The sequence below is a fragment of the Agromyces sp. Y575 genome, from assembly GCF_059445445.1.
Genome location: NZ_JCAIUI010000004.1, coordinates 46,821 through 73,242 on the forward strand (window position 1 = coordinate 46,821; position 26,422 = coordinate 73,242).

The window sequence follows — 26,422 nt, forward strand, 5'->3', positions numbered from 1 at the left end:
CATCAGATGTCACCCCACCGGGTGCGCGCAGCGGCGCTTTCGGGTACTTGATCGAGCGGTGGGCTTGGGAGGCGTCTCGACCCTGGTCCTCCGACTGGCTTCTTGCCGGCGGACTCGAATGAGACTACGCCAGCCGTGCCCGAATGTCACATTCTGATCACGGCGCGGCTCTGATCGGGCCTATTCCGCGATGAAGATATGGCCGGCGACTTCGCTCGGCAGCTCGAGTCCGCCTTCGACTCCATCGACCTCGACGAGCACGTACCCACCGACGCGGCTGAACGACGCCGTGGCGCCGGGCATCACACCGGCCTGCTTGAGCTGACCGAGGAGCTCGGGGTCGAACTGCACGGGTTCTGCGAGGCGGCGAACCACGCCGCGCACCGGGGTCTCACTCGCATCGACGGCCTCGACGACGTTGACGACGCCCGACATGAACGCATCTGCTGCGGGGAGACCGAGCTCTTCGAGGCCCGGGATGGGGTTGCCGTACGGCGATTCGCGCGGGCTGCCGAGGATCTCGATGAGGCGACGCTCGACCTGTTCGCTCATCACGTGCTCCCAGCGGCATGCCTCGACGTGCACGAACTCCCACTCGAGCCCGATGACGTCGGCGAGGAGCCGCTCGGCGAGTCGGTGCTTGCGCATGACGTGCACGGCCTTGGAGCGCCCCTCGGGAGTGAGCTCGAGATGCCGGTCGCCGGAGACGACCACGAGTCCGTCGCGCTCCATGCGGGCCACGGTCTGCGAGACCGTCGGTCCGGAGTGACCGAGTCGTTCGGAGATGCGTGCCCGAAGGGGCACGATGTTCTCCTCCTCGAGGTCGAGGATCGTGCGGAGATACATCTCCGTGGTGTCGATCAAGTCCGTCACGCGCGCCATCCTCCCGTTGTCACAGCCCGTCGTCCAGCCTACCGGGCGGCGCCCCATCGCTAGACTCGACCGCATGCCGAGCATCGTGATTCCCCGTGACCTGCTGCCCGCCGACGGGCGTTTCGGTTGCGGTCCGTCCAAGGTTCGGCCCGAGCAGCTCGCCCACCTCGCCGAGGTGGGCCCATCGGTACTCGGCACCTCGCACCGCCAGGCACCTGTCAAGCAACTCGTCGGTCGGATCCGCAGTGGGCTGAGCGATCTCTTCGCCCTGCCCGACGGCTACGAGGTCGTGCTCGGCAACGGCGGATCGACAGCGTTCTGGGATGCCGCGGCATTCGGCCTCATCGAGCAGCGCGCCCAGCTCGCATCGTTCGGCGAGTTCGGCGCCAAGTTCGCCGCTGCGGCCGCCGCACCGTGGCTCACCGCCCCCGACGTGCGCAAGGCCGATCCGGGCTCGCGGGCGGAGCTCTCGCCACTCGAGGGTGTCGACGTCTACGCCTGGCCGCAGAACGAGACCTCCACCGGCGTCATGGCGCCGGTCACCCGCATAGCCGGCGACGAAGGCGCACTCACGGTGATCGACGCGACGAGTGCCGCGGGCGGCATCCACGTCGACCCCACGCAGTTCGACGTCTACTACTTCGCTCCGCAGAAGAACTTCGCCTCCGACGGTGGCATCTGGTTCGCCCTCCTCTCGCCGACGGCGATCGAGCGCGTCGAGCGCGTCGCAGCGAGCGGTCGATACATCCCCGAGTTCCTGTCGCTGAAGAACGCCGTCGACAATTCTCGACTCGACCAGACCTTGAACACCCCGGCTCTCGCCACCCTGCTTCTGCTCGAGAACCAGCTCGAGTGGATGAACGCCTCAGGTGGTCTGACGTGGGCCGACGCCCGCACACGAGAGTCGTCGTCCGTGCTCTACGACTGGGCCGCGCGCACCCCGGTCGCCACCCCGTTCGTCGTCGACCCGGCGCACAGATCGCAGGTGGTCGTCACGATCGATTTCGACGAGTCGACGGATGCTGCGGCGCTCGCGTCGGTGCTCCGCGAGAACGGCATCGTCGATACCGAGCCGTATCGCAAGCTCGGACGCAACCAACTGCGCGTCGCGACTTTCACCGCCATCGAGCCCGACGATGTGCGTGCACTCACTGCCTCGATCGACTACGTGCTCGCTCAGATCGGCTGACCCGGCGTGCGATTCTGGCTCAGCGACGACGAACGGCGCCCGGATCCTGCGCCCGCCCGCGCCGACGCCCGCAAGGCGGTTGTCGCCGGCACTGCCGGGTGGGTGCTCGCACTCATCGCCTGCCTCGTGTTCCGCGAACCGCTCGAGTCGGCGGGGCTCGGCTGGTTCACGGCCGCCACGATCACCGGCGTCGTGCTCGGCGTCATCGGCCTCGCGGTCGTGCAGCTGATCCGCCGGCGGGACGTTCAGTCGACGGGGCGCTCCTCGACCTGATCGTCGTCGTCCTCGTCGTCGGAGTCAGCGTCCTCGTCGTCGGATTCAGCATCCTCGTCGTCGGATTCAGCATCCTCGTCGTCGGATTCAGCGTCCTCGTCGTCGGAGTCGTCGTCATCTGACTCGTCGAGTGCATCGATGTCGATTCCATCGAACTCGTCGTCGTGGTCGTGGTCGTCGACATCCTCGTCGTCGTGTTCGTCGTCGTCATCATCGAGATCATCGTCGTCATCGAGATCGTCGTCGTCGAGGTCGTCATCGCCCCCGTCGTCGGACCCCTCGGTGCCGTCGGCATCGCCTGATTCTCGGGCAGCGGCGGCCAGGGCGTCTTGTGCTGCACGGTAGTCGGCCAGGCGTTCCGACCACGGCACCCAGTCGGGCGCGAGCAAGGCCGTCTCTCCGGGCATGAGCTCGGTCTCGAGCACTGTCGGCTCGGCCTCGCCGTCGACTCGCGAGAGCGTGACGCTCCACCGCCAGCCGGGGTAGCCGCTGAGGTCGGAGGCGAAGAGCAGCGTGAGCACGTGCTCACCCTCGACGAGGTGTCCGACCACCGACCCGATCGTCTCGGGCGGGGTCACCTCGAGAAGCGCCCGCCGGGCGAGGTCTGCCGACGCCAAGAGCACGTCATCGGGCGCGCCGACGGGTGCGTCGACATTCACCTCGACGGGGGCGCTATCGGGTTCGGTCGACTCAGGCATCCAGATCGTCTGCCACCTTGCGCAGCACCGCGGAGACGGTACGTGCCTTCGACTTCTCGGGGTAGCGGCCGCGACGGAGATCTGAACCGATGCCATCGAGCACCTTCACGACGTCTTCGACGATGATCGCCATGTCGTCGGCTGGCATGCGATTGATCTTGGTGAGGCTCACCGGCGTGTCGAGCACGCGCACCGAGAGAGCCTGCGCGCCGCGCTTGCCCTCTGCGACACCGAACTCCAGGCGGCTGCCCGCGCGCACGGTCGCGCCGGCGGGAAGAGCGGATGCATGGAGGAAGACCTCTTGGCCGTCATCGGAGCTGATGAAGCCGAATCCCTTCTCCTCGTCGTAGAACTTGACCTTGCCGGTGGGCATCGTGGAAACCTCGCTCATGTCTGCAGGCGCGCTCAAACGCTGCGCCGTCCACCGCCCAGTCTAGGGCTCCGGGGCACCCGCGAGTGGGTCGCCTGGCCTATTCTGGACCCGTGAGCGATTCCGGCCCCATCATCGACAATCGCGCCGAGCGCGTCCTCGCCTATATGTTCGCCGCCGTGGTCGGCCTTTCGATCATCTGCTTCTTCGCCGTCATGATCGGCACGTTCTCCGGCGTCACGCGCGAAGAGATGGGCTCGGGCTTCTGGGCCGTCGTCACGATGCTGCCCTGGTTCGGCCTGCCGATCGCCTTCCTCCTCCTGATCGCCCTCCTCATCATCAACGGCGTCCGCCGGGCCCGCACCTCACGAGCCGAATCGAGCTGACCGGAGACGATGCTCGAGCTCGCCGCACGACTCCGCGAGCTGTCGCGAGACTCTCTCGCGGCAGCACTGCAGTCGCGCGAGTTCGAGCCGTCGGGCGTGCGCGACCTCTTCGACCTCGCCGAGGCCGTTCTCACCCCCGACTCGATCGACCACGCGGTCGGCCGCCTCGACCGTCGCAGGCTCGCGGTGCTCGCAACCACGGTCGACCTCGCCGCGGGCGGCGACAGCACGGCCGAGGCCGTACGCGACGAACTGGCGCGTCACGCGGCATCCGCAGAGCTGTCGGATGCCGCGGGCGAACTGCTCGACGTGCTCGACTCGCTCCTGCTCGTGGTGCACGTCGACGGCCGCGTGCACGTTCCTGCAGCGATCATCGCGCGGGTCGCGCCGAGACTCGGCGTCGACCTGCCCACAGTGGCCGAGCTGGCGGAGCCCGCACCGCCGGTGCTCGTCTCCGGCGACGAGATCGACCGCACGATCCTCGAGCGACGTGCGGCCGAGACCGCGTACGCGACTGTGGCGGCGACAGCCGAGGTGCTCGCTGCACTCGGCACCCAACCGGCACGCGAACTCGCGAAAGGCGGGCTCGCACTGCCCGACTCCAAGCGCCTCGCCGAGGCGAGCGGCACGGCGCTCGACGCGTTGCCTCGACTCTTCCACCGCGCCGACGAAGCCGGTCTCGTCGTGCGCGAAGGTGCGTTCTGGCTCGAATCCGAGAACGGAGCCGCGTGGGCGCTCGAGTCGGCCGAGGGCCGGTGGCGACGTCTCGCGGAGTGCTGGCGCGACCGCATCCCCGAGGCTCTGCGAGAACTCGTGGCGCGACGCAGTGAGTCGCTCACCGCGAGCACCCTTCGTGACGACGTGCGCTGGTTCTACCCCGCGGGCGGGCGATGGCTCGATGAAGGGCTCGAGCGACTCATCGGCGAAGCCGAGGCGCTCGGGCTGGCGGTCGCCGGCGAACCGGGCACGATCGCACTCCTCGTGCTCGGGGGCGAGCTCGACCAGGCCGCAGCTCGACTCGCGGCGCATTTCCCCGCCCAAGTCGACAAGGTGTACCTGCAGCACGATCTCTCGATCGTCTCGCCCGGACCGCTCGAACCCTCGCTCGATGCCCGACTCCGAGGCTTCGCCGACGTCGAGGGTCGAGACCTGGCCTCGACGTACCGCGTCAGCGCGGCATCCGTCAATCGCGGGCTCGCCGCCGGCGAGACAGCCGACTCGATCCTCGCGTTCCTCGGCGGACTCTCGCTCACCGGCATCCCCCAGCCCCTCTCGTACCTCGTGGGCGAGGCGGCCGCCCGCTTCGGCTCGCTGCGGGTCGCCGTCGCGGCCGAGACGGATGCCCCGGCGCGCGCCGCGATCCGCTCCGATGACGAGCAACTCGTGCGCACGCTCGCCGTCGACCAGTCGCTCGCACCGATCGGCCTGAGACAGACCGGGACCCACCGTTTGCTCTCCCGGTTCGCCCCCGAAGTCGTGTTCTGGGCCCTCTCCGACGCCCGCTATCCCGTGGCTGCGGAAGACGCTGCCGGTAACATCATCCGACTCCGCCGGCACCACCTCGCGTCGGTGCCCGACCCCGCTCCGAGAGCCGACCCCATCGAGGCCCTGCTCGATCTCGTCCTCGCCGAGGGCGAGGCCGGCGCGACCGAACAGGCGTGGCTCGCGCGGCAGCTCGAGGCGGCGGCGCGGTCGAAAGAGACCCTCACGGTCACCGTGCGCATGCCGGGCGGCGACACCGCCGACTACCTCCTCGCCCCCGCGAGCGTCGCCAACGGCCGACTGCGTGCGCGCGACCGCAAGGCCGACATCGAGCGCACCCTTCCGCTGTCGGCGATCGCGGCTGTCTCCCCGGCGCCCGCCGGCACCTGACCGGTGCGCCTTCTCCGACCGGCCCAACGGCCCTGGCGATCCTGACCGGAAACAGGACGAACACGCCGCCGCGGCGACGAGAACAGGCGCGGTGTGGGCGTATGCGGCGGCGCTGCCTGTTCTCGTCGCCATGGCCACGCGGCCGTCCTCCCATGAACCGGGCGTAGACTCGACGGCTATGTCAGACGGCCCACTCATCGTGCAGAGCGACCGAACCGTCCTCCTCGAGGTCGCCCATCCGCTCGCCGAAGATGCGCGTCACGATCTGGCGGTGTTCGCCGAGCTCGAGCGGGCCCCAGAGCACGTGCACACCTACCGCATCACGAGGCTCGGACTGTGGAACGCCAGGGCAGCCGGCCACGACGCCGCAGACATGCTCGCGACCCTCGAACGGTACGCGAAGTTCCCGGTGCCGCAGACGGTCGCGGTCGACATGCGCGAGACGGTCGGCCGTTACGGCCGGCTCGTCGTCGATCGCACGGACGACGGCGCCCTGCGCCTGCACAGCGACGACGCCGCGGTGCTCACCGAAGTGGCCGGCGCCAGGCGCATCGCACCGCTCCTGACCGAACGCATCGACGAGCGGAGCTTCCTCGTCGCCGCGTGGGCACGAGGCGCCCTCAAGCAAGAGCTGGTGAAGCTCGGTTGGCCGGCTGAAGACCTCGCCGGTTACACCCCCGGCACACCGCACCAGATCGACCTCGATCAGGCCGACTGGCACTTGCGCGACTACCAGCAGAAGGCCATCGACAACTTCTTCGACGGCGGATCGGGCGTCGTCGTGCTGCCGTGCGGTGCCGGCAAGACCCTCGTCGGCGCCGGCGCGATGGCGACCGCGAAGACGACGACGCTCATCCTCGTGACGAACACCGTCTCTGCGCGCCAATGGCGCGCCGAACTGCTGAAGCGCACGAGCCTCACCGCCGACGAGATCGGCGAGTACTCGGGGCAGGTCAAAGAGGTCAAGCCCGTCACGATCGCCACGTACCAGATCCTCACCGCGAAGCGGAAGGGCGAGTACGCGCACCTCGCGCTCCTCGACGCGCTCGACTGGGGACTCGTGGTCTACGACGAGGTGCACCTGCTGCCCGCGCCCGTGTTCAAGCTCACCGCCGAGCTGCAGGCACGCCGCCGGCTCGGCCTCACCGCGACGCTCGTGCGTGAAGACGGTCGCGAAGGCGACGTGTTCAGCCTCATCGGCCCGAAGCGCTTCGACGCGCCGTGGAAGGAGATCGAGGCCCAGGGCTTCATCTCCCCGGCCGCCTGCTACGAGGTGCGCATCGACCTGCCGCAGTCCGAGCGGCTCACGTACGCGGCATCCGCCGACGACGAGCGCTATCGGCTCGCCGCCACCGCTCCCGCGAAGCTCGGCGTGGTGAAGGAGTTGGTCGCCAAGCATGCCGGCGAGCGCATCCTCGTGATCGGGCAGTACCTCGACCAGATCGACGAACTGGCCGATGCGCTCGGCGCCCCGAAGCTCACGGGAGCGACGCCGGTCGATGAACGCGAGCGGCTCTACCAGGAGTTCCGCGACGGGCGCACGCCCGTGCTCGTGGTCTCGAAGGTCGCGAACTTCTCGGTCGACCTGCCCGAGGCGACGGTTGCCATCCAGGTGTCGGGGTCGTTCGGCTCACGCCAGGAGGAGGCACAGCGACTCGGTCGCCTGCTGCGGCCGAAGGAGTCGGGCCTGTCGGCGAACTTCTACACCCTCGTGGCCCGAGACACCGTCGACCAGGACTTCGCGCAGAACCGCCAGCGGTTCCTCGCGGAGCAGGGCTACAGCTATACGATCCTCGACGCGCACTCGCTCGAAGCTGCGTGACCCGGCGGGGCGCGAAGCGACGTTCCAGGTCACGAAAGGCGGAGCAGGAGCGTGAAGGGACGAAGTCGCTTCACGCGTGCTCGGCAGATTCGAGAAGGTGACTCCCGCCCTCAGCCACGCGAGTAGCGCAAGAGCAGGAGGTCGCCTGCGGGGATCGCGTGCACGAGGTGCATGCGCCGCTCGAACTCGGGGGTGCCGCGCACGATGCGACCCGCGGCTCCTCCGACCAGCAGCGGACTGAGCGAGAGGCAGAGCTCGTCGACGACGTCTGCCTCGAGCAGCGATCCGAACAGGAGCGGACCGCCCTCGCAGAGCACCTGCCGGAGCCCGCGCTCGGCGAGCACGTCGAGCATGGCGCGCACATCGACGGCGCGTTCGCCGACCACGACGACCTCGGCGACCTGCGCGAGCGCCTCGCGGCGCGCAACGGGAGACGCCGCGTGAGTCACGACGATCGGACGGGTCACGGCCGCCGTGAAGAACGCGGCATCGGGATCGAGCTCGAGCGAAGAGGAGACCACGGCGACCCTCGGCTGCTGCGGCAGCCCGTGCGCGACGCGCCACGCGGCATCCGTCTCGCCGACCGCCAGCCCGCCGTAGCCTTCGGTGCGCACCGTGCCCGCGCCGACCAGCACGACATCGGCGAGCGCGCGCAACACCTGCATCGTGAGACGGTCGTTTGCATCGCCGAGGCCGCCGCTGCGACCCTCGACCGTCGCCGCACCGTCGAGGCTCGCCACGAAGTTCATGCGCACCGCTCGCACTTCGCGATCGGATATCGCGTTCGCCGCGAAGAGCTCATCGCGGTCGAGAGCCTGCCCTGCGCCACTCATCGGTTGTGCTCCAGGAACACCGGCTCGCGCCACCCCTCGATCGCCCCGATCATGCGCATCGCATCGACCGTCTCGCGCACGTTGTGCACCCGCACGATGCGCGCGCCCTGCATGACGCAGTACACGGCGGCGGCGATCGAACCCTCGATGCGCTGTTCGCGAGAGCGGCCGAGGCTCTCGCCGACGAAGTCCTTGTTCGAGAGCGCCACGAGTGTCGGATAGCCGAGCGCGGTGATCTCACCGAGGCGGCGAGTGAGCTCGAGCGAGTGCAGCGTGTGCTTGTTGAGGTCATGGCCCGGGTCGACGATGATGCGATCGGATGCCACACCTCGCGACTCCGCGAGGGCCACCCGCTCGGCGAGGAACGCCGACACCTCGGCGACGACATCGCCGTACTGCGGCGAGGGATACGGCGTGCGCGGCTTCGCGAGGCTGTGGGTGACGACGATCGTCGCCCCGGTCTCGGCGACGACGTCGGCCATGGCCGGGTCGTGGATGCCCGTCGTGTCGTTGACGACGTGGGCGCCCGCCGCGATCGCGGCCCGAGCCACCTCAGGATGGAACGTGTCGACCGAGATCACGGCATCTGATCCCGCGAGTGCGGCCACGACCGGCACCACGCGCTCGATCTCTTCGGCGGGCGGGATCGGCGGCCCCGGCGCGAACTTCGCACCGCCGACGTCGATCCAATCGGCGCCGAGTTCGATCGCCCGGTTCGCCGCATCGACGGCCGCCGCGAGCGCCTCCGTGCGGCCTCGGTCGTAGAACGAGTCCGGTGTGCGGTTGACGATCGCCATGACGGCGACCTCACGTGCGAAGTCGAATTCGCGAGGGCCGATGCGCCGGATCACCTGTGTTCGACTGGCCATGCTGCCGAGTCTTCCACGTCGCGGGCTGCCCGGCGCGCGCGGCATCCGACACCCCAAATTCGCGACCCTCGAAGAATGTTCAGGAAAGTTCCAGCCGATGCGCAGAGAATCATCACATGAGCGACGGACCACGAATTCTCATCGTCGACGACGAGCCCAACATCCGCGACCTTCTCACAACGAGCCTTCGCTTCGCCGGTTTCGCCGTGCGTGCAGTCAGCAATGGCGCGCAGACCATCTCCGCGGTGCTCGAAGAGGAACCCGATCTCATCATCCTCGACGTCATGCTGCCGGATATGAACGGCTTCGGCGTGACCAAGCGCCTGCGCTCGGCCGGCTACACCGCGCCGATCCTCTTCCTCACCGCCAAAGACGACACCGAAGACAAGATCACCGGCTTGACGGTCGGGGGCGACGACTATGTCACCAAGCCCTTCAGCCTCGACGAGATCGTCGCGCGCATCAAGGCGATCCTGCGCCGCACGATGCACGCCGAGGAAGACGCGGTCATCCGCACGGGCGAGCTCACGATGGACCAGGACACCCACGAGGTGCTCGTCGGCGACGTGCCGGTCGAGCTCTCCCCGACCGAGTTCAAGCTGCTGCGCTACCTCATGCTGAACCCCAACCGGGTGCTGTCGAAGGCGCAGATCCTCGACCACGTGTGGGAGTACGACTTCAACGGCGACGCCGGCATCGTGGAGAGCTACATCTCCTATCTCCGCCGCAAGCTCGATCAGCACTCCGCCGAGCCGCTGATCCAGACCAAGCGCGGATTCGGCTACATGCTGAAGTCCTCCAAGGCCTGACTCAGGAAGGCCCACCTAGACTCGGCCCGCCATGAATCAGATCTCCGAGCGGTGGAACCGCATCTCGCTGCGCACCAAGATCACGGGCGTCACCGTGCTCATGCTCACGCTCGGCCTTCTGGTCTCCGGAATCGGCACCGCGGCCATGCTGCGTTCCTACGTCGAAGCGCAGATGACGACCAAGCTCGAGACGATCGCGTCGGGTGAACTGAAGAAGTACTTCACCGATGAGAAAGACCTCGACAAGCGGGAGTTCATGCCGTCTGACGATGTCTTCATCGCGATCTACGATGCGACGACCGGCGAGAAGCAGAATACCAACTGGATCGATGGTGGGCCCGAGACGCATCCCGTCGTCCCCGAGAACCTCACGCAAGATCAGGTCAACGAGCTCAACGGCTCGAACTACCAGGTCTTCCCACTGAAAGACGCCAACGGCTCGCCGAGCTTCAGAGGGGTCGCGGCGCTCATGCTCGCCGACGAGCACGGTGCATACTCTCCCATCATCATCGCCGTCTCCTCGAAGGACACCGAGCAGCTCCTCGCCGTCTACCTGACGATCTTCCTCGGCTTCGGGTTCGGTGTCGTGCTCGTCGGCGCGCTCCTGACTCGCATGCTCGTGACGACGACCTTCATGCCGCTCCGCGAAGTCGAGCGCACCGCTGCCGCGATCGCCGACGGCGACTTCAGCCAGCGCCTCGGCGGGGCGACGCCGAACACCGAGGTCGGGCGGCTGAACCGTTCGCTCAACACGATGCTCAACCGCATCGACCGGGCGTTCCGCGACCGCGCACGCACGATCGACCAGATGCGCCGGTTCGTCGGCGACGCCTCGCACGAGCTCCGCACTCCTCTCGTCTCGGTGCGCGGCTATGCCGAGCTCTACCGTATGGGCGCCCTGCAGAGCGCCGAAGAAGTCGGTCAGGCGATGGAGCGCATCGAGAAGGAGGCCATCCGCATGGGCGGCCTGGTCGAAGACCTGCTCGCCCTCGCCCGTCTCGATGAGGCCAAGCCGCTCGAACTCGCCGAGGTCGACCTCGTACCGCTCGCCCGCGACGCCGCCCTCGACACGATGGCCGCGCACCCCGCTCGCACGATCACGGTGATCGCGCCCGAAGATGTCAGCCGGGCGGATGCCGCGGGCGAACCCGCCCCCGACCTCGAGGTCGAGCTCGAACCCGCCGCCGACCGCGCCAGCACGCTCACCGGCCCGATCTCGTTCGCGGGTGCGACGCTCGCACGGTTGCGCGGCCGTCGTCCTCGCGGCGAGGCTGCGACGACGACCGGTAGCCGACGGGCGGCCGGGAAGGCCGGAGGCGGAGCATCCGTGCCCTCGAAGCGCGCCGGCCGCGCGTCGGCCGCTGCCGCGTCGGCCGCAGCCGCTTCGGCCGCAGCCGCTGGCGCGCTGCCCGCACCGGCGACGGCGGACGCTCCCTCGGCTCAGGGCCGTCAGAAGCCTGTGCGGCGCACGGTCGTGCTCGCGGAGGAGAACAAGATCCGCCAGGTGATCACGAACCTGATGGGCAACGCGATCCGGTTCACCGCCTCCGACAGTCCCATCGAGATCCGCATCTCCGTCGATGAGTCCGCCGAGCGCGCGATGATCGAGGTCGTCGATCACGGTGAGGGCATCCCCCCGCAGATCCGCGAGAAGATCTTCCAGCGCTTCTGGCGCGCCGACACGTCTCGCACGCGCGAGACGGGTGGGTCCGGCCTCGGACTCGCGATCGTGTCCTCGATCGTCGCAGCGCACAACGGCACTGTCGACGTCGTCGAGACGCTGGGCGGCGGAGCGACCTTCCGGGTGTCGCTGCCACTGGCCGGCTCAGCGGCGGCGCAGTCGGTCGACGTCGACTGAGGCGCCCGCGCGTCCTTCAACGCAACCGACTCGTCCTCAACATGCGGCGGTCGACGGATGCCGCGCACCGATGCGTGCCCAAGCGATTCCCTCGGTCGGTGCGCTCGTAGCGTGGCGACACACCGAACGAAGGGAACACCATGACCACATACCAGGTCGACTCCGAGCAAGTCGCCGCCGCAACCCAGACGATGCGCGGCACGATCGGGCGCATCCAGTCCGAAGTGGCGTCGCTTCTCGGTCAGCTCACGGGCTTGCAGTCCTCGTGGTCGGGTCAGGCGTCGTCCGCCTTCCAGGGGGCTGTCGCCGACTGGCGCGCCACGCAGACGCAGGTCGAAGAGAGTCTCGCCGGTCTCAACACCGCCCTCGGCACCGCAGCGATGCAGTACTCCGATGCCGAGCAGTCGAATGCCCGACTGTTCCTGCGCTGACGCCTGCTCAGCCCGCTGCGACGCGCTTGACCACGATGGCAACGATCTCCTCGGCCGCTGCCCGCGCCGCTTCGTAGTACGCGGCCGGTTGCGCGTAGTCGATATCGGGCGACGGCGTCGGATACACCATCACCTGCACCCAGTTCCCCGCGACCGAGGCGTCGATTCGACACTCGATCTCAGCATTGGCGCACCGTGCGATCACTGCACCGTCGGGCACCCCGGCAACGTCGAGCGCCACCCCGCCCTCGGCGCGCCAAGCCGCAGCGAATCTGTCGAATGCCCAAGATCCGCTCGGGAGGATGCCGATCTGCCCCAGGGATGCGTCGCTGTCTGACAACGCGAGCGAACACCGCGCCGCGCCGATCTCAGTCGTCGCGTACCAGTATTGACCGATGCGCGGACCGTCCCATTGCGGCCCAACGCGCAGGCCGGGCACGTCCGTGACGGCAACGATCACGTCCGTCGGTGCGAGGGCGTCGCAATCCGCCGGCACGATGGCACTCGCGGCGTCGGGCACCCACCGCTCGTGCGGGGTCATCAATGCGACTCGCGCGATCATCGGGTCGATGAGCGCGCGGAACCCGGCAACGAGATCCTCGTTCGTCGTGTCCTCTGCGACCTCGATCCCGTCGACGGTGAGCTCGATCCAGGTCTGGCCGATGACGCCGAAGAGCTCGCAGTAACCGCGATCGAAGTCATCAGCCGCGCCGATGCAACGCGGCCCCTGCACATGCTCGCCGTACGTCGGATCTGCAATCTGATAGCCGTCGACGTAGGCGATCGCCCCATCGAGCCCCTCGGGCAGGATGCTCAGACGCACCGCTTTGCCGGTCGAGCCGGACCCGACGAACGGGTCGATCGCGAGTCCGTTTTCCCAAAGGCAGGTCAGCGCACCGAGCTGCTCCCGCGCGGCGTCGTCGGGCGTGAGCCGCACCGCAGGGTCGACTTCCGCGAGCGCCGGATCGCTCGATCCGAGGAACGCCCGCAACGCCGCGGGATCCACGATGTCTTTGCATGTCGCGTCGATGCGCGGCGTCGGCCCTTCGGCGACCGCGGGTTCGGGGGTCGCAGTGGGTGTCGTCGTCGGTATGGCAGTCGGCGCAGGCAACGGGGCGACGCATCCGGAGAACGCGACCGTCACGAGCGCAGCGGCGAAGATGAGCGGCACGCGATGGCGGAGCATGAGCTCACGCTATCGATGCGGACTCTTCGACGACTCACACTGCGGCTAACGATTTCAGCACGGTCACGCTGAGCAATCGGGATACGACGAAGGGCGCCTCCCTGAGGAGACGCCCTTCATCGTGCGCAGAGCGCGGAGGACTAGAAGTCCATGCCGCCCGTGGGGTCGCCGGCCGGAGCCGGGTTCTTCTCGGGCTTGTCGGCGACGACGGCCTCGGTGGTGAGGAAGAGGCCGGCGATCGACGCAGCGTTGAGCAGCGCCGAACGGGTGACCTTCACCGGGTCGTTGATGCCGGCAGCCAGCATGTCGACGTACTCGCCGGTCGCGGCGTTCAGACCGTGGCCGATCGGGAGGTTGCGCACGCGGTCGACCACGACGCCCGGCTCGAGGCCGGCGTTGAGGGCGATCTGCTTGAGCGGCGCGTCGATGGCCACGCGCACGATGTTCGCGCCGGTCGCCTCGTCACCCGTCAGTTCGAGCTTCTCGAACGCGGTCTTGCCTGCCTGGATGAGAGCGACGCCACCACCAGCGACGATGCCCTCTTCGACGGCGGCCTTCGCGTTGCGAACTGCGTCTTCGATGCGGTGCTTGCGCTCCTTGAGCTCGACCTCGGTCGCCGCACCCGCCTTGATGACGGCGACGCCGCCGGCGAGCTTGGCGAGGCGCTCCTGCAGCTTCTCGCGGTCGTAGTCGGAGTCGGTGTTGTCGATCTCCTTGCGGATCTGCGAGACACGGCCTGCGATGGCCTCCTCGTCGCCGCCACCCTCGACGATGGTCGTCTCATCTTTGGTGATGATGACCTTGCGGGCGGTGCCGAGCAGGTCGAGGGTGACGTTCTCGAGCTTGAGGCCGACCTCTTCCGAGATGACCTGGCCGCCGGTGAGCGTCGCGATGTCCTGCAGCTGCGCCTTGCGGCGGTCGCCGAAGCCGGGAGCCTTGACGGCGACCGACTTGAAGATGCCGCGGATCTTGTTGACGATCAGCGTGGCCAGGGCCTCGCCGTCGACGTCTTCAGCGATGATCAGGAGCTGCTTGCCGGTCTGGATGACCTTGTCGACGATCGGCAGCAGGTCTTTGATGTTCGAGACCTTGCCGTTGACGATCAGGATGTAGGGGTCTTCGAAGACCGCTTCCTGACGGTCGGGATCGGTGACGAAGTACGCCGACAGGTAGCCCTTGTCGAAGCGCATGCCCTCGGTCAGCTCGAGCTCGGTGCCGAAGGTGTTCGACTCCTCGACGGTGACGACACCCTCTTTGCCGACCTTGTCGATCGCCTCGGCGATGAGAGCACCGATCTGCTCGTCGCCGGCCGAGATCGAAGCCGTTGCGGCGATCTCTTCCTTCGTCTCGACGTCTTTCGCGTTCGCGAGGAGCTCGGTCTCGACGGCCGCGACGGCCTTCTCGATGCCGCGCTTCAGCAAGATGGGGTCGGCGCCTGCTGCGACGTTGCGAAGGCCCTCGCGCACGAGCGCCTGGGCGAGCACGACCGAGGTCGTGGTGCCGTCACCGGCGACGTCGTCGGTCTTCTTGGCGACCTCCTTGACGAGCTCGGCACCGATCTTCTCGTACGGGTCGTCGAGCTCGATCTCCTTGGCGATCGACACGCCGTCGTTCGTGATCGTGGGCGCGCCCCACTTCTTCTCGAGCACGACGTTGCGGCCGCGCGGGCCGAGGGTCACCTTCACCGCGTCGGCAAGCGTGTTGAGGCCACGCTCGAGGCCGCGACGGGCCTCCTCGTTGAAAGCAATGATCTTTGCCATGTGTTTCTCTCGTCCTTTCCCGGACGTCTTCAAAGATTCGTTGGGTTAGCACTCAAAACGAGTGAGTGCTAAGACGATTCTGGCACTCGACCGTCGGGAGTGCAAGCGAGCGCGAGGCTGTCCGCTCAGGGCGTGAAGCTCGCCGAACCCTCGTTCGGCACGAGCTCCACCCATGTGTTGCCGGGGGCGAGGCGCAACGGCGAGCCGTCATCGGCGGTGAGGGTGATCGGCGACGCCGCGGCATCCTTCGACCAGGTGCCGTGCGCTGTGCGGCCCCCAACCGAGACCCAGGCCTCACCCGAGCCGATCAGGATCGTCTTCGGAATGTCCTCGTACGTGCTGTCGTCGATTCCGACGCGCAGCGTCACGACGTTCGTCGCCCGCACGCGCTCCCCCGACGCCTCGAGATCGGCCGAACCCTCCTGCGAACGCAACCACACGGATGCCCCGCCATCCCACTCCCATGCCGGGAAGCGCGCATCGGAGAACACGAGGTCGATCCGCGACGTCGGGGCCGCAGCGAGGGCCGGCGCAGCCAACGGATCCGCCGCGCCGTACACGAACTGCATGGGCGGCGGCGTGAGAGACGCGTTTCGTGCAACCGCCTCGCCGGCACGGAGGATCACGTCGTGCGGCCCCGGCCGCTCGTCGGCCCGGGAGAAGAGACCGGTGTCGTCGTAGTCGAAGACGATGTTGAGGAGCGGCGTCGCCATCATCATCTCGACGAACTGCTCCTGCCCGCCCGAATACGAGATGATGCCGCCGAACGGCGTCGCGATGTCGGGATCCATCGGACGAATCGAGCGCACGGGGCCAACCTCGTCGGGGACATCCGAATGCCAGACCGCGAGGTACCTGGTGATGCCGCCCTCGACGAGCTCCTCGAAGACGATGTCGGTTCGATTCAGCGCGACTTGCGGCCGAGCCTCTTCGTGGTTGTCGATCTTCACTGCGAGCGAGGGGTGGGCGAGCCCCGCAGCATCCGCCGCCGTGCCTCGAAGCGGCGCGAACGCCACGGCCACCGCAGACGAATCACCCGCGGGACGCGCCGTCACTCCGCCGGGCTGCGGGCCGGAGCCGGACGCCGATGACTGGCACCCGACGAGCATGACCACCGCCGAGGCGAGCACGGCGAACGCCGCTGCCCGCCGAAGCGGTGCCGGCCGGGCCCGCGCTGCCATGCGCTCAGCGTAGTCGGGCGGGCATCGGAGTCGGCCTGCGGCACGCCACGGACCCACTGCGACATACCGGGCGGATCAGGTGGAACCGGCTCAAGCGAGGCGGACCGCCTCGGCCTGAGGGCCCTTCGAACCCGTGCCGACCTCGAACACGACCTGCTGGCCCTCTTCGAGCACCTTGTAGCCGGACATGTCGATCGCGGAGTAGTGGACGAAGACGTCTTGGCCCCCCTCATCGACGGTGATGAATCCATAGCCCTTTTCAGCGTTGAACCACTTGACGGTTCCGTTCGCCATGCGTTGCTCCCATGTTGCCGTGTGTCGATCAGCACGTGCCTGTCGCCTGTACCGGGCCCCTCGTTCGTGCTGACGGGGCACCGGGACGGCGCCGGGCGTTCACACGGGATAGAGCGACCGAGTCCAGATACTCACGTCGAGACGTGCGGGCACAAGAGGAGGGACCGGGCGAGAGGTCTCGGAATGGCAACGATTGGATCGCCAGTCAGCCCGCCGTGGCCTCCGCGTAGTCGGATCCGAGCACCACGACGAGTTGGTTGCCCGTGGCCACGAACTGGTCCGACATCCGCACATCTGCTTCGGGCAAGAACTGCGCGACGCCTCGAGCAGCACCCTCGAGCTCGGGGGTCGCGTAGTAGACGACGGTCTCGGTCAGCGTGTCGTCGCTCGCGTTCGCGGTGGAACCCACCGGCACACCGTTGGCGACGAGGGCCTCTTGCGCCTGTGCCGCGAGCCCCGACGTGGCCGTGCCGTTCAGCACGAGCACCGGGATGTCGGGAGCGACCACCGGCTCGGCGGTGACGACGGGTTCCGGGCTCGGCGACGCGGCCGCTGGATTGCCGAAGTTCAGCCGGTCGTTGAAAAGCATGACGCCGGCGATGCCCACACCCACCAGCACGACGGTCGCGAGCGTCGCCCAGCCGAAGGTGATCCAGCCGGCGCCCCGGCGCGCGGGTGCCCGATGGGCGCCGACGCGGTCGATGCCATGCGGGATCGAGTCGAAACGATCGCGGGGGAACTTCTGCGCCATGGGTCCAGTCAGGTGTCAGGGCCGCGCTCAGTCGAGCGGTCGGCCGATCGAGAGGGAACGCCGCGTTCGCGCCGCCACCCGGGCCGCACGCAACCGCTGCAGTCGCTTGACGAGCATGGGGTCGTGCCGGAGGGCGGCGGGCGAATCGATGAGTTCGCCGAGTATCCGATAGTAGCGGGCGGCGGAGATCGCGAACTCATCGCGGATCGCCTCCGCCTTCGCGCCCGGCTGCTGCCACGCGCGTGACTCGAACGCGAGCACGCGCACAGCGCGCTCGTCGAGTGCCGACTCGGCGGGACGTTGCGGTATGCGCTCGGCGCTCATACGACCTCCCGTCGAGGCGAGCCGGATGCGCCGCCTGCACAAATCCTAGACACTGTCGGCCGTGCACGAGCCGTGTGGCGGCGGCGTGTGTCCGGTCCGCACCCGGTCGATCCCGCGACCGACCCGCCGCTCGGAACATCGACGCTCGCCAGTGCGTTGCACCCGGTGTCGGAACCTGCCGCAAGACCTGCGAGCATGGTGGAGCACCGACGCGAGGACTGAGAGGACCGCTCATGGCGTACAACGTGGACAAGACCGACGAGGAGTGGCGCGCCGAACTCGGCGACGAGCAGTACTCCGTGCTCCGCGAGGCCGCGACCGAGCGTCCGTGGACGGGTGAACTCCTCGACGAGGAGCGTGGCGGCGTGTACGCGTGCGCCGCCTGCGGCGCCGAGCTCTTCCAGAGCGGCACGAAGTTCGACTCCGGCTGCGGCTGGCCGAGCTTCTACGAATCGGTGCGCCCCGAAGCCGTCGAACTCATCGAGGACTCCTCGCTCGGCATGGTGCGCACCGAAGTGCGTTGCGCGAACTGCGGTTCCCACCTCGGGCACGTCTTCCCCGACGGGTTCGGCACGCCCACCGGCGACCGCTACTGCATGAATTCGCTCTCCCTCGACTTCACTGCCGAGGCCTGAGTGGCGGCATCCGTTCGCGAGGCGATGCTCGCGCGGCGGTCGGCGCCCAAGGTGACGGATGCCGCGCCCGACGACGACCAGATCGTCGCGTTGCTCGAGGCGGCAGGCCGGGTCGCCGATCACGCGGCACTGCGGCCGTGGCGGGTCATCGCGCTCCGCGGTGACGCCCGCGTTCGGCTGGGCACCGCGCTCGCGGGTGCAGCCGGACTCGACGGCGAACACGGCGCCCGGCTCGCGGGCAAGCCGCTGCGGGCACCACTGCTGCTCGCGATCGTGGCTGTGACCTCGCAACACCACAAGGTGCCGGAGTGGGAGCAGGAGATGGTTGCGGCGGGCGTCGCCCATCAGCTCAGCCTGCTGCTCGACGACGCCGGGTGGGGCGTGATGTGGCGCACGGGCCCGCACACGCGGCATCCGCTCGTCGCCGAACTGCACGGTCTCGCGACCGGTGAACGGCTGCTCGGTTGGCTGTACGTAGGCGGACTGCCCGGCGGGCGACGACCCGATCGCGGCCCCGACGTCGCGGCTGTCTCTCGCTTCAGTTCGCTCGGCTGACCTCGGTGGGCGCGACCTCGGGCTCGTCCGCCGACTGCTGATCTGCGAGCGCCACGGCGTGCTTGCGCCGCCCCCAGCGGATCGACGCGACTGCGACCGCGACGAGGGCGAGCACGGTGCCGCCGACGGTCGCGAGCTCGACCGGACGATCGGCCGTCGGCAGCAGCAGGTCGAGGGCAAGCGCGGCGACGAGTTGGCCGGCCACGCCGCAAAGGGCGAGCAGCAGCACGCCGAGGCGTCGCACGAGCATCGCCTGTCCGGCGATGAAGATGCAACCCAGCGCCCCGCCCGCGTAGAGCCACGGCTCAGCGGGCAGTGCAGTGGGCCAGCCGGCGGACGCCGCGTGCACGAGCATCACCACTGCGAGCGCCGTCGTGCCGACGGCGAAGTTGATCACGGTCGCGGTGAGGGCGCTGTCGGCGGTGGCCTTGACCCGGCCGTTCACGGCCTGCTGCCACGCTGAACCGACGCCAGCGATGAACGGGAGCACCATGAGCAGCACCGGCGCATCGCCGGCGACCTGCGCCGAAACCGCCCAGCCGATCGCGGCGAGCGCGAGCACCGCACCGATGACCCGTGTCGTGCTGAGCGGGCGGCGCCCGCCCGGGCCGAGACCAATGAGGTCGAACACGATGCCGCCGACGGTCTGCCCCGCGACGATCGCGATCGTGAAGAGGGCGACCCCGATGACACCGGCCGAGAGTCCCTGCGTGGTCACGAACCAGGCCCCGGCCAGGCCGCCCAGCACCATCCACCACGGGAGCGAGCGGGTGCGGAGCGCACTGCCGACACGGCCGAGGCCTGCACGACCGGGCTTCCACAAGGTCAGCACGACGAGCAGGATCACCAGCCCGCTGCCGAACGAGATCGCCGCGGCCGTGTACGGGTCGTGGAGTGCCTGTGCGAGTTGCCCGTTGACGCGGGACTGCAGCGCCGTGCCGGCGCCGAATATCAGGGCGAGTACGAGGCCGATCCACAGCGGGATCTTCGACTGCTCGACGTGTGCGTGGTGATGCCGCAGTTCGGATCCCTGCGCATGCCGGGTCGCTTCGACGGTGTGCTGGTTCAAGTGCCGACTGTGGGACTCGAACCCACAACCCCCGCTTTACAAGAGCGGTGCGCTACCAATTGCGCCAAGCCGGCGAGAGGAAAGACCTCCCCGACATCTTATCGATCGTCCCACCGCTCGAATGCACGAAGGCCCGGCGCGGGGCCGGGCCTTCGTGGCGATCGTCAGGACGCCGGTGCGGGCGTCGGGGTCGGCGTCGAGGTCGACTCGGAGAAGGTCTCACCGGTCGCCTGCAGCACGAACGACTGGAACTCGGCCGGGTCGGTGAGCGAACCGGCGTACTGCTTGCCGTTCACGAGCACCGTCGGGGTACCGGTGATCGACTCGAGGTCGGAGTTCGGCACCGGTTCGGAGAGCGCGCGCGCCGTGGCATCCTGCACCCATGCCTTGAACTGGGTGTCGTCGATGCACTTCTCGATCGTCGAGAGCGAGCTGACGCCGGCCTCTTTCGCGAGGGCCTTGATCTCGTCGTTGTCGAGGCCGGTCGACGTCTCTTCGGGCTGGTTCTCGAAGAGCAACGCGTTGAAGTCGAAGAACGACTCGGGCGAGGCATCCGCGACGCAAGCGGCAGCGTTTGCGGCTCGCAACGAGTACTGGGTGCCGGCCGACTTGTTGGTCAGCAGTGCGATCGGGTGCACCTCGAGCGTCGCGGCCCCCGACTCGACCATCGTTCTGATCGACTCGGAGTTCGTCGACTCGAACTGGCCGCAGAACGGGCACAGGTAGTCGATGTATATGACGATGTTGGCCACGGTGCCGCTGTCGTCGGGCACGGTCGGGGTCGGAGTGCCGTCCGCAGCCAGTGCCGGCGACTCGGTCGCCGTGATGACGCCGTCGACACCCGTGAGCAGAATGCCGTCGCTCGCCATGTTGGCGGGGCCGGGGCCCGCCGGCTTGACGCTCTGGAAGATCAGCGTGCCGATGACCGCCGCGATCGCGACGACTGCGACGATGACGCCGCCCTGAAGGAGCACCTTGTTGCGGCGCTCGCGCTTCTTCTGCTCCTCGCGGAGAACTCGCGCCGTCTCACGTGCCGCTTCGCGCTGCTCGTTACGGGTGGGACGTGGCTGATTCGATCCGCCGTTGCTCATCGATGGTCACTCCGGTCGCTGTGTGGGCGCGCGCGTGTGCATGCGGACGCAAAGACGATAGTAGGGAGGATGGCTGGGAATCACCCAAACGGATGCCGCGAGCGCGCCGAGTTCCGACTAGATGCCCCGGCCGGAACGGGTGCTTCGCGGCCATCCGCGCATGCGATACTGAGTGGGCGTCAGCGTCGACGCAGTCCATCACTACGGATCGTCCGGCACGTACCTGCCGGTGAAGGAGAAACAGAATCATGGCGTCAGTCACGTTCGACAAGGCCACCCGCATCTACCCCGGAGGCAACCGGCCGGCCGTCGATCAGCTCGACCTCGAGGTGGCAGACGGTGAGTTCCTCGTCCTCGTCGGCCCCTCTGGTTGCGGCAAGTCAACCTCGCTCCGCATGCTCGCCGGCCTCGAAGAGGTCAACGAGGGCAACATCTTCATCGGCGACCGCAACGTCACCGACGTGCCGCCGAAAGACCGTGACATCGCGATGGTCTTCCAGAACTACGCGCTCTACCCGCACATGACCGTCGCCGAGAACATGGGCTTCGCGCTCAAGATCGCGGGCATCGGCAAGGAAGAGCGCGCCGCACGCGTGCTCGAGGCAGCCAAACTCCTCGACCTCGAGCCGTACCTGGCCCGCAAGCCGAAGGCACTTTCGGGCGGCCAGCGTCAGCGCGTCGCCATGGGCCGCGCGATCGTGCGTCAGCCGCAGGTGTTCCTCATGGATGAGCCGCTGTCGAACCTCGACGCGAAGCTCCGTGTGCAGACCCGTACGCAGATCGCCTCGCTCCAGCGCCGTCTCGGCGTCACCACGGTCTACGTCACCCACGACCAGACCGAGGCGCTCACCATGGGCGACCGCATCGCCGTGCTGAAAGACGGCGTCCTGCAGCAGGTCGGTACCCCGCGCGACCTGTACGAGGCCCCGAAGAACGTGTTCGTCGCCGGCTTCATCGGCTCGCCCGCGATGAACCTGTTCCACGCCGACCTCGTCGACGACGGCATCAAGTTCGGCACCGCAACGGTGCCGGTCGACCGCGAAACGCTCGCCCAGTCGAGTGGCAAGGTCGCCACCATCGGCGTACGCCCCGAAGACATCGTCGTGTCGCCCACTCAGGGTGATGGCCTCGCAGTCGAGGTCGACCTCGTCGAAGAGCTCGGCGCCGACGGCTACCTCTACGGCCACTCCACAGTCGAGGGCAAGCGCACCGACATCGTCGCTCGCGTCGACGGCCGGCTGCACCCGTCAGCCGGCGACAAGGTCTACCTCACCGCCACGCCGAACCACGTGCACCTCTTCGACGCAGAGTCGGGCGACCGCCTCGGCGGCAAGGTCGTGCTGGCCTGACCCACGCAATCACCGGCGATGCCGGCCGGGCTTCGGCCCGGCCGGCATCGTTGTTCTCCCGCCTGTTCTGCGCCCACCTCAACCGCGGCTACGCTGAACCACAATGAGCGGCTCACTCTCCATCACCTCGGCCACGGCCGACCCTGCACTGCTCGACCTGCCCTGGGACCTCCCCCTCGAGGCGTGGCCGAACGACACCATCGCGGCGCTGCCCAAGGGAATCTCGCGCCACCTCGTGCGGTTCGCGCACCTCGGCGCGCACGTCGTGGCGATCAAGGAGACGACGGCCGAGATGGCCAAGGGCGAATACGAGATGCTGCGCACGCTGCAGCGCCTCGACATCCCGTGCGTCGAGCCCGTCGCGTTCATCACCAACCGCACCGACGCCGAAGGCGATTCACTCAAGCCGGTACTCGTCACGCGGCACTTGCGCTTCTCGCTCCCCTATCGAGCGCTCTTCTCGCAGACGCTCCGGCCCGACACCGCGACGCGGCTCGTCGACGCCCTCGCCGTGCTGTTGGTGCGCCTGCACATCGTCGGGTTCTTCTGGGGTGACGTCTCACTCTCGAACACGCTGTTCCGCCGCGACGCTGGTGCATTCGCGGCGTACCTCGTCGACGCCGAGACCGGCAAGCTCTACGAGGGCGGGCTCTCGAACGGCCAACGCGAGAACGACCTCGAGATCGCTCGGGTCAACATCGCGGGCGAACTGCTCGACCTCGAGGCGGGCGGCAAGGTGGCCGACGAACTCGATCCCGTGAACATCTCGAATGGCATCGTGGAGGCCTACCGCAGCCTCTGGATCGAGCTCACCGGATCCGAGTCGTTCTCGAGCGCCGAGCGGTGGCGCATCAATGAGCGCGTGACCCGGCTGAACGAGCTCGGCTTCGACATCGAAGAACTCGCGATCAAGACTGACGAGACGGGCACGACCGTGCGCATCCAGCCGAAGGTCGTCGATGCTGGCCACCACCAGCGGCGCCTACTGCGACTCACAGGGGTCGACGCCGGCGAGAACCAGGCACGACGACTGCTCAACGACCTCGACTCGTACCGGGCCGCCTACGGCAAGACCGAGCTCGACGAGGAGATGGTCGCGCACGAATGGCTCATGCGTGTGTTCGAACCGGTCGTGCGGGCGATTCCGCTCGACCTGCGCGGCAAGCTCGAACCGGCCGAGGTGTTCCACCAGTTGCTCGACCACCGCTGGTACCTCGCCCAGCAGGCCGGGCACGACATCCCGCTCGCTGAAGCGGTGACCTCCTACATCAACACCGTGTTGCGGCATCGGCGCGACGAGGCGACCGTGATCGGCCCGCCGACGGGCGCGTTCACCATGCCGATCGAGACGATCCCCTCGACCGACACCGCGGCCTTCGCCGCCCTCGATCCCGACGATGACGGCGACTGGCGAACCAACGTCTGACCCACACGGGAACCCGCTGTCGAGTAGCGAGCGTATGCAGGTCCGCTGGGCGCTACTCGACCGACGGACCCGCTATTCGGCGCGGAGCTTGGAGATCTCGTAGAGGGTGACGGATGCCGCGATTCCGGCGTTCAGCGACTCGGTCGCGTCACTGATCGGGATGGAGACGATCGCGTCGCACGTCTCGGCGACGAGCCGCGAGAGCCCCTTGCCCTCGCTGCCCACGACGATCACGATCGGCCGATCGGCCCACGAGAGGCCCGGCAGCGAGACATCCCCGCCGCCGTCGAGACCGAGCACGAAGACTCCGCGCTCCTTCAGCGCCTTGAGCGTCTGCGTGAGGTTCGGCGCCATGGCAACGGGCACACGTGCCGCCGCCCCGGCCGAGGTCTTCCACGCCGCAGAGTTCACGCCGACCGAACGACGCTGCGGCACGATGACGCCCTGGCCGCCGAACGCCCCCGTGGAGCGGAGGATCGCGCCTAGGTTGCGAGGGTCGGTGATGCCGTCGAGCGCGACGAACAACGGGGTCTCGTCGCGCGCCAGCACCTCGTCGAGCAGCTCGATCGGATGCGCGTACTCGTAGGCGGGCACCTTCAGGGCGAGCCCCTGGTGCACGCCGCCCTCGCCGGCAAGCCGGTCGAGTTCGGGCTTCATGACCTCGAGAATGGGGATGCCGCGGTTCGTTGCGACCTTCATCGCCTCGCGCACCCGGTCATCCATCTCGATGCGCGCGCCGACATACAGCGTCGTCGCCGGAATGCGGGCCCGAAGCGCCTCGACAACCGAGTTGCGACCGGTCACGATCTCGGACTCGTCACCGGACTTCGACCGGCGAGCGGCACCCGACGCGCCGCGCGGCGCGCCCGAACGCTGCTCCTGCCCGGCGACCCGCTTGCCGCCGGACGAGCGAGAACGCTCCTCTGCCGCCTTGCGCTTGCCCGCGGGATGCCAGGCGCGATCCTCCGCCTTGGGCGTGGGCCCTTTGCCCTCGAGCGCCTGACGCCCTTGGCCTCCGGAGCCGACCTGCTTGCTCTTACCCTTGCGCACGGCTCCGGCGCGCGACTTGCCGCTGCTGCCCTTCATGATCCCAAGCTCCAATGCGTTCCGGTCTGGCTGTCTTCGGTGGTGATGCCCGCGGCCGAGAGTTCGGCGCGGATGCGGTCTGCGGCAGCGTAGTCCTTCGACTCGCGCGCAGCCTGGCGGTCTTCGATGAGACGGGTGACGAGGGCGTCGAGCGCGGATGCCGCGGGGCCGGTGTCGGCCGGCGCCCATTGCCGATCGCGCGGGTCGATGCCGAGTACTTCGACCATGGCCACGACCTCGCCGTGGGCGATGGCGGCATCGCGGAGCTCGTCGGCGTCGAGCGCCTGGTTGCCGGCTCGTACGGTGTCGTGCAGTACCGCGAGTGCTTGCGGCACCCCGAAGTCGTCGTCCATCGCCGCGGCGAACGCGTCTGGGATGACGGTGCTGCCGACTGCGGCGTACCGAGTGCCCGCGAGGCGTCGTTCGACCCGCGAGAGGAAGACGCGGATGCGGTCGACGACCGCCTCGGCCTCAGTGAGGGAACCGGGCACGTAGTCGAGTGTCGACCGGTAGTGCGCGGCGCCGAGCAGGTAGCGTACGGCGAGCGGCGAGGCGAGCTCGAACAACTCCGCCGCGTAGACGGAGTTGCCGAGCGATTTGGACATCTTCTGCCCGCCGATGTTCACGAGTCCGTTGTGCACCCAATATCGGGCGTACTCGTCGCCGGCCGCGGTCGACTGTGCAAGTTCGTTCTCGTGATGCGGGAAACGCAGGTCGAGGCCGCCGCCGTGAATGTCGAACTCGGCGCCGAGGTACCGGCTCGCCATGGCCGAGCACTCGATGTGCCAGCCGGGGCGACCATCGCCCCACGGCGAGGCCCAGCTCGCTGAATCGGGTTCGGTGTCCTTGCGACCCTTCCAGAGCGCGAAATCGCGCGGGTCGCGCTTGCCGCGAGGATCCGCGTCGACCGCGGCCTCCATGTTGTCGCGCGCCTGACGCGTGAGCTCGCCGTAGGCGGGCCAGCTCGCGGTGTCGAAGTACACGTCGCCCGAGGCATCCGGGGCCGCATACGCATGGCCGCGCTCGATGAGCCGCGCGATGAGCTCCTGCATCTGCGACACGCTCGCGGTCGCCCGCGGTTCGTACGTGGGCGCCAAGATGCCGAGCGAGGTATACGCCGCCGTGAACTCGAGTTCGACGCGGTAGGCAAGCGCCCACCACTGCTCACCGGTCGACGAGTCGACGGCCGCGTTCAAGATCTTGTCGTCGATGTCGGTGACGTTGCGCACGAAGGTGACGTCGTTGCCGCGGTATGCGAACCAGCGACGCTGGATGTCGTAGACCAGTGCACTGCGCAGATGCCCGATGTGCGGGCTCGACTGCACCGTCGGTCCGCAGACGTACATGCCGACGTGACCCTCGCTGAGGGGCACGAAATCACGTAGGGCCTGGGCCTTCGAGTCGTAGAGTTGCACGGTCACTCCGTAAGCCT

Annotated in this window: 27 protein-coding genes and 1 tRNA gene; 12 read left to right on the forward strand and 16 right to left on the reverse strand. The window is 68.4% G+C overall.

Translation table 11 applies throughout. The features are described from left to right. Positions 1-180: 180 nt before the first annotated feature. Positions 181-873, reverse strand: coding sequence for an iron-dependent transcriptional repressor DtxR (locus tag AC1C2U_RS16190; RefSeq protein ID WP_495362808.1), 693 nt, complete (start codon positions 871-873; stop codon positions 181-183). Positions 874-946: 73 nt separating this feature from the next. On the opposite strand from AC1C2U_RS16190, the gene serC reads away from it, so the two are divergent. Together serC and AC1C2U_RS16200 are read left to right on the forward strand one after the other, a co-directional pair. Next, positions 947-2,062: a phosphoserine transaminase gene (gene serC / locus AC1C2U_RS16195; RefSeq protein WP_495362809.1), complete on the forward strand. Its 1,116-nt coding sequence runs from the start codon at positions 947-949 to the stop codon at positions 2,060-2,062. A 6-nt stretch (positions 2,063-2,068) separates the two neighbouring features. Then, positions 2,069-2,335 (forward strand): DUF2530 domain-containing protein, encoded by a 267-nt coding sequence (locus tag AC1C2U_RS16200; RefSeq protein ID WP_495362810.1) that lies wholly within the window; start codon positions 2,069-2,071, stop codon positions 2,333-2,335. Here AC1C2U_RS16200 and AC1C2U_RS16205 read toward each other — a convergent pair. Both AC1C2U_RS16205 and AC1C2U_RS16210 read right to left on the reverse strand, forming a co-directional pair. Beyond that, a complete protein-coding gene (locus AC1C2U_RS16205) occupies positions 2,308-3,033 on the reverse strand; it encodes a DUF3027 domain-containing protein (protein ID WP_495362811.1) in 726 nt (241 codons plus the stop codon). The genes AC1C2U_RS16200 and AC1C2U_RS16205 overlap by 28 nt on opposite strands. Next, positions 3,026-3,406: a cold-shock protein gene (locus AC1C2U_RS16210; RefSeq protein ID WP_495363107.1), complete on the reverse strand. Its 381-nt coding sequence runs from the start codon at positions 3,404-3,406 to the stop codon at positions 3,026-3,028. Before AC1C2U_RS16210 ends, AC1C2U_RS16205 begins: the two co-directional genes overlap by 8 nt. A gap of 110 nt (positions 3,407-3,516) precedes the next feature. Between AC1C2U_RS16210 and AC1C2U_RS16215 the strand changes: the two genes are divergently transcribed. From AC1C2U_RS16215 to AC1C2U_RS16225, 3 genes are all read left to right on the forward strand, one after another. After that, positions 3,517-3,789 carry a multidrug ABC transporter ATPase gene (locus AC1C2U_RS16215; protein WP_495362812.1) on the forward strand — a complete coding sequence of 91 codons (273 nt, stop codon included), beginning with the start codon at positions 3,517-3,519 and terminating at the stop codon, positions 3,787-3,789. A 9-nt stretch (positions 3,790-3,798) separates the two neighbouring features. Then, entirely contained in the window at positions 3,799-5,661 is a 1,863-nt protein-coding gene (locus tag AC1C2U_RS16220; protein ID WP_495362813.1) for a helicase-associated domain-containing protein, read from the forward strand. A gap of 178 nt (positions 5,662-5,839) precedes the next feature. Continuing rightward, the gene (locus AC1C2U_RS16225; RefSeq protein WP_495362814.1) at positions 5,840-7,483 is read left to right on the forward strand and encodes a DNA repair helicase XPB; all 1,644 of its coding nucleotides are present in this window, start codon (positions 5,840-5,842) and stop codon (positions 7,481-7,483) included. Between the two features lie 110 nt (positions 7,484-7,593). Here the strand turns inward: AC1C2U_RS16225 and AC1C2U_RS16230 are convergent, their stop codons facing one another. Both AC1C2U_RS16230 and folP read right to left on the reverse strand, forming a co-directional pair. After that, positions 7,594-8,316, reverse strand: a complete 723-nt coding sequence (locus tag AC1C2U_RS16230; protein WP_495362815.1) for a pyrimidine reductase family protein — start codon at positions 8,314-8,316, stop codon at positions 7,594-7,596. Further along, complete coding sequence (folP, locus tag AC1C2U_RS16235; RefSeq protein ID WP_495362816.1) at positions 8,313-9,185, reverse strand: dihydropteroate synthase; 873 nt, start codon at positions 9,183-9,185, stop codon at positions 8,313-8,315. Before folP ends, AC1C2U_RS16230 begins: the two co-directional genes overlap by 4 nt. Before the next feature lie 116 nt (positions 9,186-9,301). Here folP and AC1C2U_RS16240 point away from each other — a divergent pair, with 116 nt between their 5' ends. From AC1C2U_RS16240 to AC1C2U_RS16250, 3 genes are all read left to right on the forward strand, one after another. Next, positions 9,302-9,994, forward strand: a complete 693-nt coding sequence (locus tag AC1C2U_RS16240; RefSeq protein WP_495362817.1) for a response regulator transcription factor — start codon at positions 9,302-9,304, stop codon at positions 9,992-9,994. A gap of 31 nt (positions 9,995-10,025) precedes the next feature. Further along, the gene (locus tag AC1C2U_RS16245) at positions 10,026-11,852 is read left to right on the forward strand and encodes a sensor histidine kinase (RefSeq protein ID WP_495362818.1); all 1,827 of its coding nucleotides are present in this window, start codon (positions 10,026-10,028) and stop codon (positions 11,850-11,852) included. Between the two features lie 140 nt (positions 11,853-11,992). After that, positions 11,993-12,283, forward strand: a complete 291-nt coding sequence (locus AC1C2U_RS16250) for a WXG100 family type VII secretion target (RefSeq protein ID WP_495362819.1) — start codon at positions 11,993-11,995, stop codon at positions 12,281-12,283. A gap of 7 nt (positions 12,284-12,290) precedes the next feature. Here AC1C2U_RS16250 and AC1C2U_RS16255 read toward each other — a convergent pair whose 3' ends face one another. The 6 genes from AC1C2U_RS16255 to AC1C2U_RS16280 all read right to left on the reverse strand — a co-directional run bounded on the left by AC1C2U_RS16255 (position 12,291) and on the right by AC1C2U_RS16280 (position 17,779). After that, positions 12,291-13,469 (reverse strand): hypothetical protein, encoded by a 1,179-nt coding sequence (locus AC1C2U_RS16255; RefSeq protein ID WP_495362820.1) that lies wholly within the window; start codon positions 13,467-13,469, stop codon positions 12,291-12,293. 140 nt (positions 13,470-13,609) lie between these two features. Beyond that, on the reverse strand, positions 13,610-15,229 hold the full coding sequence (groL, locus tag AC1C2U_RS16260) for a chaperonin GroEL (protein WP_495362821.1): 1,620 nt from the start codon (positions 15,227-15,229) through the stop codon (positions 13,610-13,612). Positions 15,230-15,354: 125 nt separating this feature from the next. Then, positions 15,355-16,410, reverse strand: a complete 1,056-nt coding sequence (locus AC1C2U_RS16265) for a DUF3048 domain-containing protein (protein ID WP_495362822.1) — start codon at positions 16,408-16,410, stop codon at positions 15,355-15,357. A gap of 90 nt (positions 16,411-16,500) precedes the next feature. Further along, the gene (locus AC1C2U_RS16270) at positions 16,501-16,704 is read right to left on the reverse strand and encodes a cold-shock protein (RefSeq protein ID WP_495362823.1); all 204 of its coding nucleotides are present in this window, start codon (positions 16,702-16,704) and stop codon (positions 16,501-16,503) included. Positions 16,705-16,909: 205 nt separating this feature from the next. After that, the gene (locus tag AC1C2U_RS16275; protein WP_495362824.1) at positions 16,910-17,455 is read right to left on the reverse strand and encodes a LytR C-terminal domain-containing protein; all 546 of its coding nucleotides are present in this window, start codon (positions 17,453-17,455) and stop codon (positions 16,910-16,912) included. Between the two features lie 27 nt (positions 17,456-17,482). Further along, complete coding sequence (locus AC1C2U_RS16280) at positions 17,483-17,779, reverse strand: DUF3263 domain-containing protein (protein ID WP_495362825.1); 297 nt, start codon at positions 17,777-17,779, stop codon at positions 17,483-17,485. A 233-nt stretch (positions 17,780-18,012) separates the two neighbouring features. Here AC1C2U_RS16280 and msrB point away from each other — a divergent pair, with 233 nt between their 5' ends. Then, positions 18,013-18,414 (forward strand): peptide-methionine (R)-S-oxide reductase MsrB, encoded by a 402-nt coding sequence (gene msrB, locus AC1C2U_RS16285; RefSeq protein ID WP_495362826.1) that lies wholly within the window; start codon positions 18,013-18,015, stop codon positions 18,412-18,414. Next, positions 18,415-18,969, forward strand: a complete 555-nt coding sequence (locus AC1C2U_RS16290; RefSeq protein WP_495362828.1) for a nitroreductase family protein — start codon at positions 18,415-18,417, stop codon at positions 18,967-18,969. On the opposite strand, the gene AC1C2U_RS16295 is transcribed toward AC1C2U_RS16290, so the two are convergent. From AC1C2U_RS16295 to AC1C2U_RS16305, 3 genes are all read right to left on the reverse strand, one after another. Further along, positions 18,953-20,038 (reverse strand): DMT family transporter, encoded by a 1,086-nt coding sequence (locus tag AC1C2U_RS16295; protein ID WP_495362829.1) that lies wholly within the window; start codon positions 20,036-20,038, stop codon positions 18,953-18,955. The genes AC1C2U_RS16290 and AC1C2U_RS16295 overlap by 17 nt on opposite strands. 1 nt (position 20,039) lies before the next feature. Further along, positions 20,040-20,112 (reverse strand) — tRNA-Thr (locus AC1C2U_RS16300). A 90-nt stretch (positions 20,113-20,202) separates the two neighbouring features. Further along, complete coding sequence (locus AC1C2U_RS16305; protein ID WP_495362830.1) at positions 20,203-21,129, reverse strand: DsbA family protein; 927 nt, start codon at positions 21,127-21,129, stop codon at positions 20,203-20,205. Positions 21,130-21,377: 248 nt separating this feature from the next. Here AC1C2U_RS16305 and AC1C2U_RS16310 point away from each other — a divergent pair, with 248 nt between their 5' ends. Further along, a complete protein-coding gene (locus AC1C2U_RS16310) occupies positions 21,378-22,478 on the forward strand; it encodes an ABC transporter ATP-binding protein (protein WP_495362831.1) in 1,101 nt (366 codons plus the stop codon). Positions 22,479-22,581: 103 nt separating this feature from the next. After that, a complete protein-coding gene (locus tag AC1C2U_RS16315) occupies positions 22,582-23,904 on the forward strand; it encodes a DUF4032 domain-containing protein (RefSeq protein ID WP_495362832.1) in 1,323 nt (440 codons plus the stop codon). A 72-nt stretch (positions 23,905-23,976) separates the two neighbouring features. Here the strand turns inward: AC1C2U_RS16315 and rlmB are convergent, their stop codons facing one another. Together rlmB and cysS are read right to left on the reverse strand one after the other, a co-directional pair. Next, positions 23,977-24,990 carry a 23S rRNA (guanosine(2251)-2'-O)-methyltransferase RlmB gene (gene rlmB / locus AC1C2U_RS16320; RefSeq protein WP_495362833.1) on the reverse strand — a complete coding sequence of 338 codons (1,014 nt, stop codon included), beginning with the start codon at positions 24,988-24,990 and terminating at the stop codon, positions 23,977-23,979. Beyond that, on the reverse strand, positions 24,987-26,411 hold the full coding sequence (gene cysS / locus AC1C2U_RS16325; RefSeq protein WP_495362834.1) for a cysteine--tRNA ligase: 1,425 nt from the start codon (positions 26,409-26,411) through the stop codon (positions 24,987-24,989). The genes rlmB and cysS overlap by 4 nt, the downstream gene beginning before the upstream one ends. Positions 26,412-26,422 lie beyond the last annotated feature (11 nt).

Bases quoted from the DNA above. Each gene is read 5' to 3' on its own strand.
- AC1C2U_RS16310 (WP_495362831.1), top strand. From the start codon at position 21,378: ATGGCGTCAGTCACGTTCGACAAGGCCACCCGCATCTACCCCGGAGGC.
- AC1C2U_RS16270 (WP_495362823.1), bottom strand. From the start codon at position 16,704: ATGGCGAACGGAACCGTCAAGTGGTTCAACGCTGAAAAGGGCTATGGA.
- folP (WP_495362816.1), bottom strand. From the start codon at position 9,185: ATGGCCAGTCGAACACAGGTGATCCGGCGCATCGGCCCTCGCGAATTC.
- rlmB (WP_495362833.1), bottom strand. From the start codon at position 24,990: ATGAAGGGCAGCAGCGGCAAGTCGCGCGCCGGAGCCGTGCGCAAGGGT.
- AC1C2U_RS16250 (WP_495362819.1), top strand. From the start codon at position 11,993: ATGACCACATACCAGGTCGACTCCGAGCAAGTCGCCGCCGCAACCCAG.
- AC1C2U_RS16240 (WP_495362817.1), top strand. From the start codon at position 9,302: ATGAGCGACGGACCACGAATTCTCATCGTCGACGACGAGCCCAACATC.
- msrB (WP_495362826.1), top strand. From the start codon at position 18,013: ATGGCGTACAACGTGGACAAGACCGACGAGGAGTGGCGCGCCGAACTC.
- AC1C2U_RS16280 (WP_495362825.1), bottom strand. From the start codon at position 17,779: ATGAGCGCCGAGCGCATACCGCAACGTCCCGCCGAGTCGGCACTCGAC.
- AC1C2U_RS16255 (WP_495362820.1), bottom strand. From the start codon at position 13,469: ATGCTCCGCCATCGCGTGCCGCTCATCTTCGCCGCTGCGCTCGTGACG.
- AC1C2U_RS16230 (WP_495362815.1), bottom strand. From the start codon at position 8,316: ATGAGTGGCGCAGGGCAGGCTCTCGACCGCGATGAGCTCTTCGCGGCG.
- AC1C2U_RS16305 (WP_495362830.1), bottom strand. From the start codon at position 21,129: ATGAGCAACGGCGGATCGAATCAGCCACGTCCCACCCGTAACGAGCAG.
- AC1C2U_RS16220 (WP_495362813.1), top strand. From the start codon at position 3,799: ATGCTCGAGCTCGCCGCACGACTCCGCGAGCTGTCGCGAGACTCTCTC.
- AC1C2U_RS16315 (WP_495362832.1), top strand. From the start codon at position 22,582: ATGAGCGGCTCACTCTCCATCACCTCGGCCACGGCCGACCCTGCACTG.
- AC1C2U_RS16225 (WP_495362814.1), top strand. From the start codon at position 5,840: ATGTCAGACGGCCCACTCATCGTGCAGAGCGACCGAACCGTCCTCCTC.
- AC1C2U_RS16265 (WP_495362822.1), bottom strand. From the start codon at position 16,410: ATGGCAGCGCGGGCCCGGCCGGCACCGCTTCGGCGGGCAGCGGCGTTC.
- AC1C2U_RS16205 (WP_495362811.1), bottom strand. From the start codon at position 3,033: ATGCCTGAGTCGACCGAACCCGATAGCGCCCCCGTCGAGGTGAATGTC.
- AC1C2U_RS16210 (WP_495363107.1), bottom strand. From the start codon at position 3,406: ATGCCCACCGGCAAGGTCAAGTTCTACGACGAGGAGAAGGGATTCGGC.
- AC1C2U_RS16245 (WP_495362818.1), top strand. From the start codon at position 10,026: ATGAATCAGATCTCCGAGCGGTGGAACCGCATCTCGCTGCGCACCAAG.
- groL (WP_495362821.1), bottom strand. From the start codon at position 15,229: ATGGCAAAGATCATTGCTTTCAACGAGGAGGCCCGTCGCGGCCTCGAG.
- AC1C2U_RS16275 (WP_495362824.1), bottom strand. From the start codon at position 17,455: ATGGCGCAGAAGTTCCCCCGCGATCGTTTCGACTCGATCCCGCATGGC.
- serC (WP_495362809.1), top strand. From the start codon at position 947: ATGCCGAGCATCGTGATTCCCCGTGACCTGCTGCCCGCCGACGGGCGT.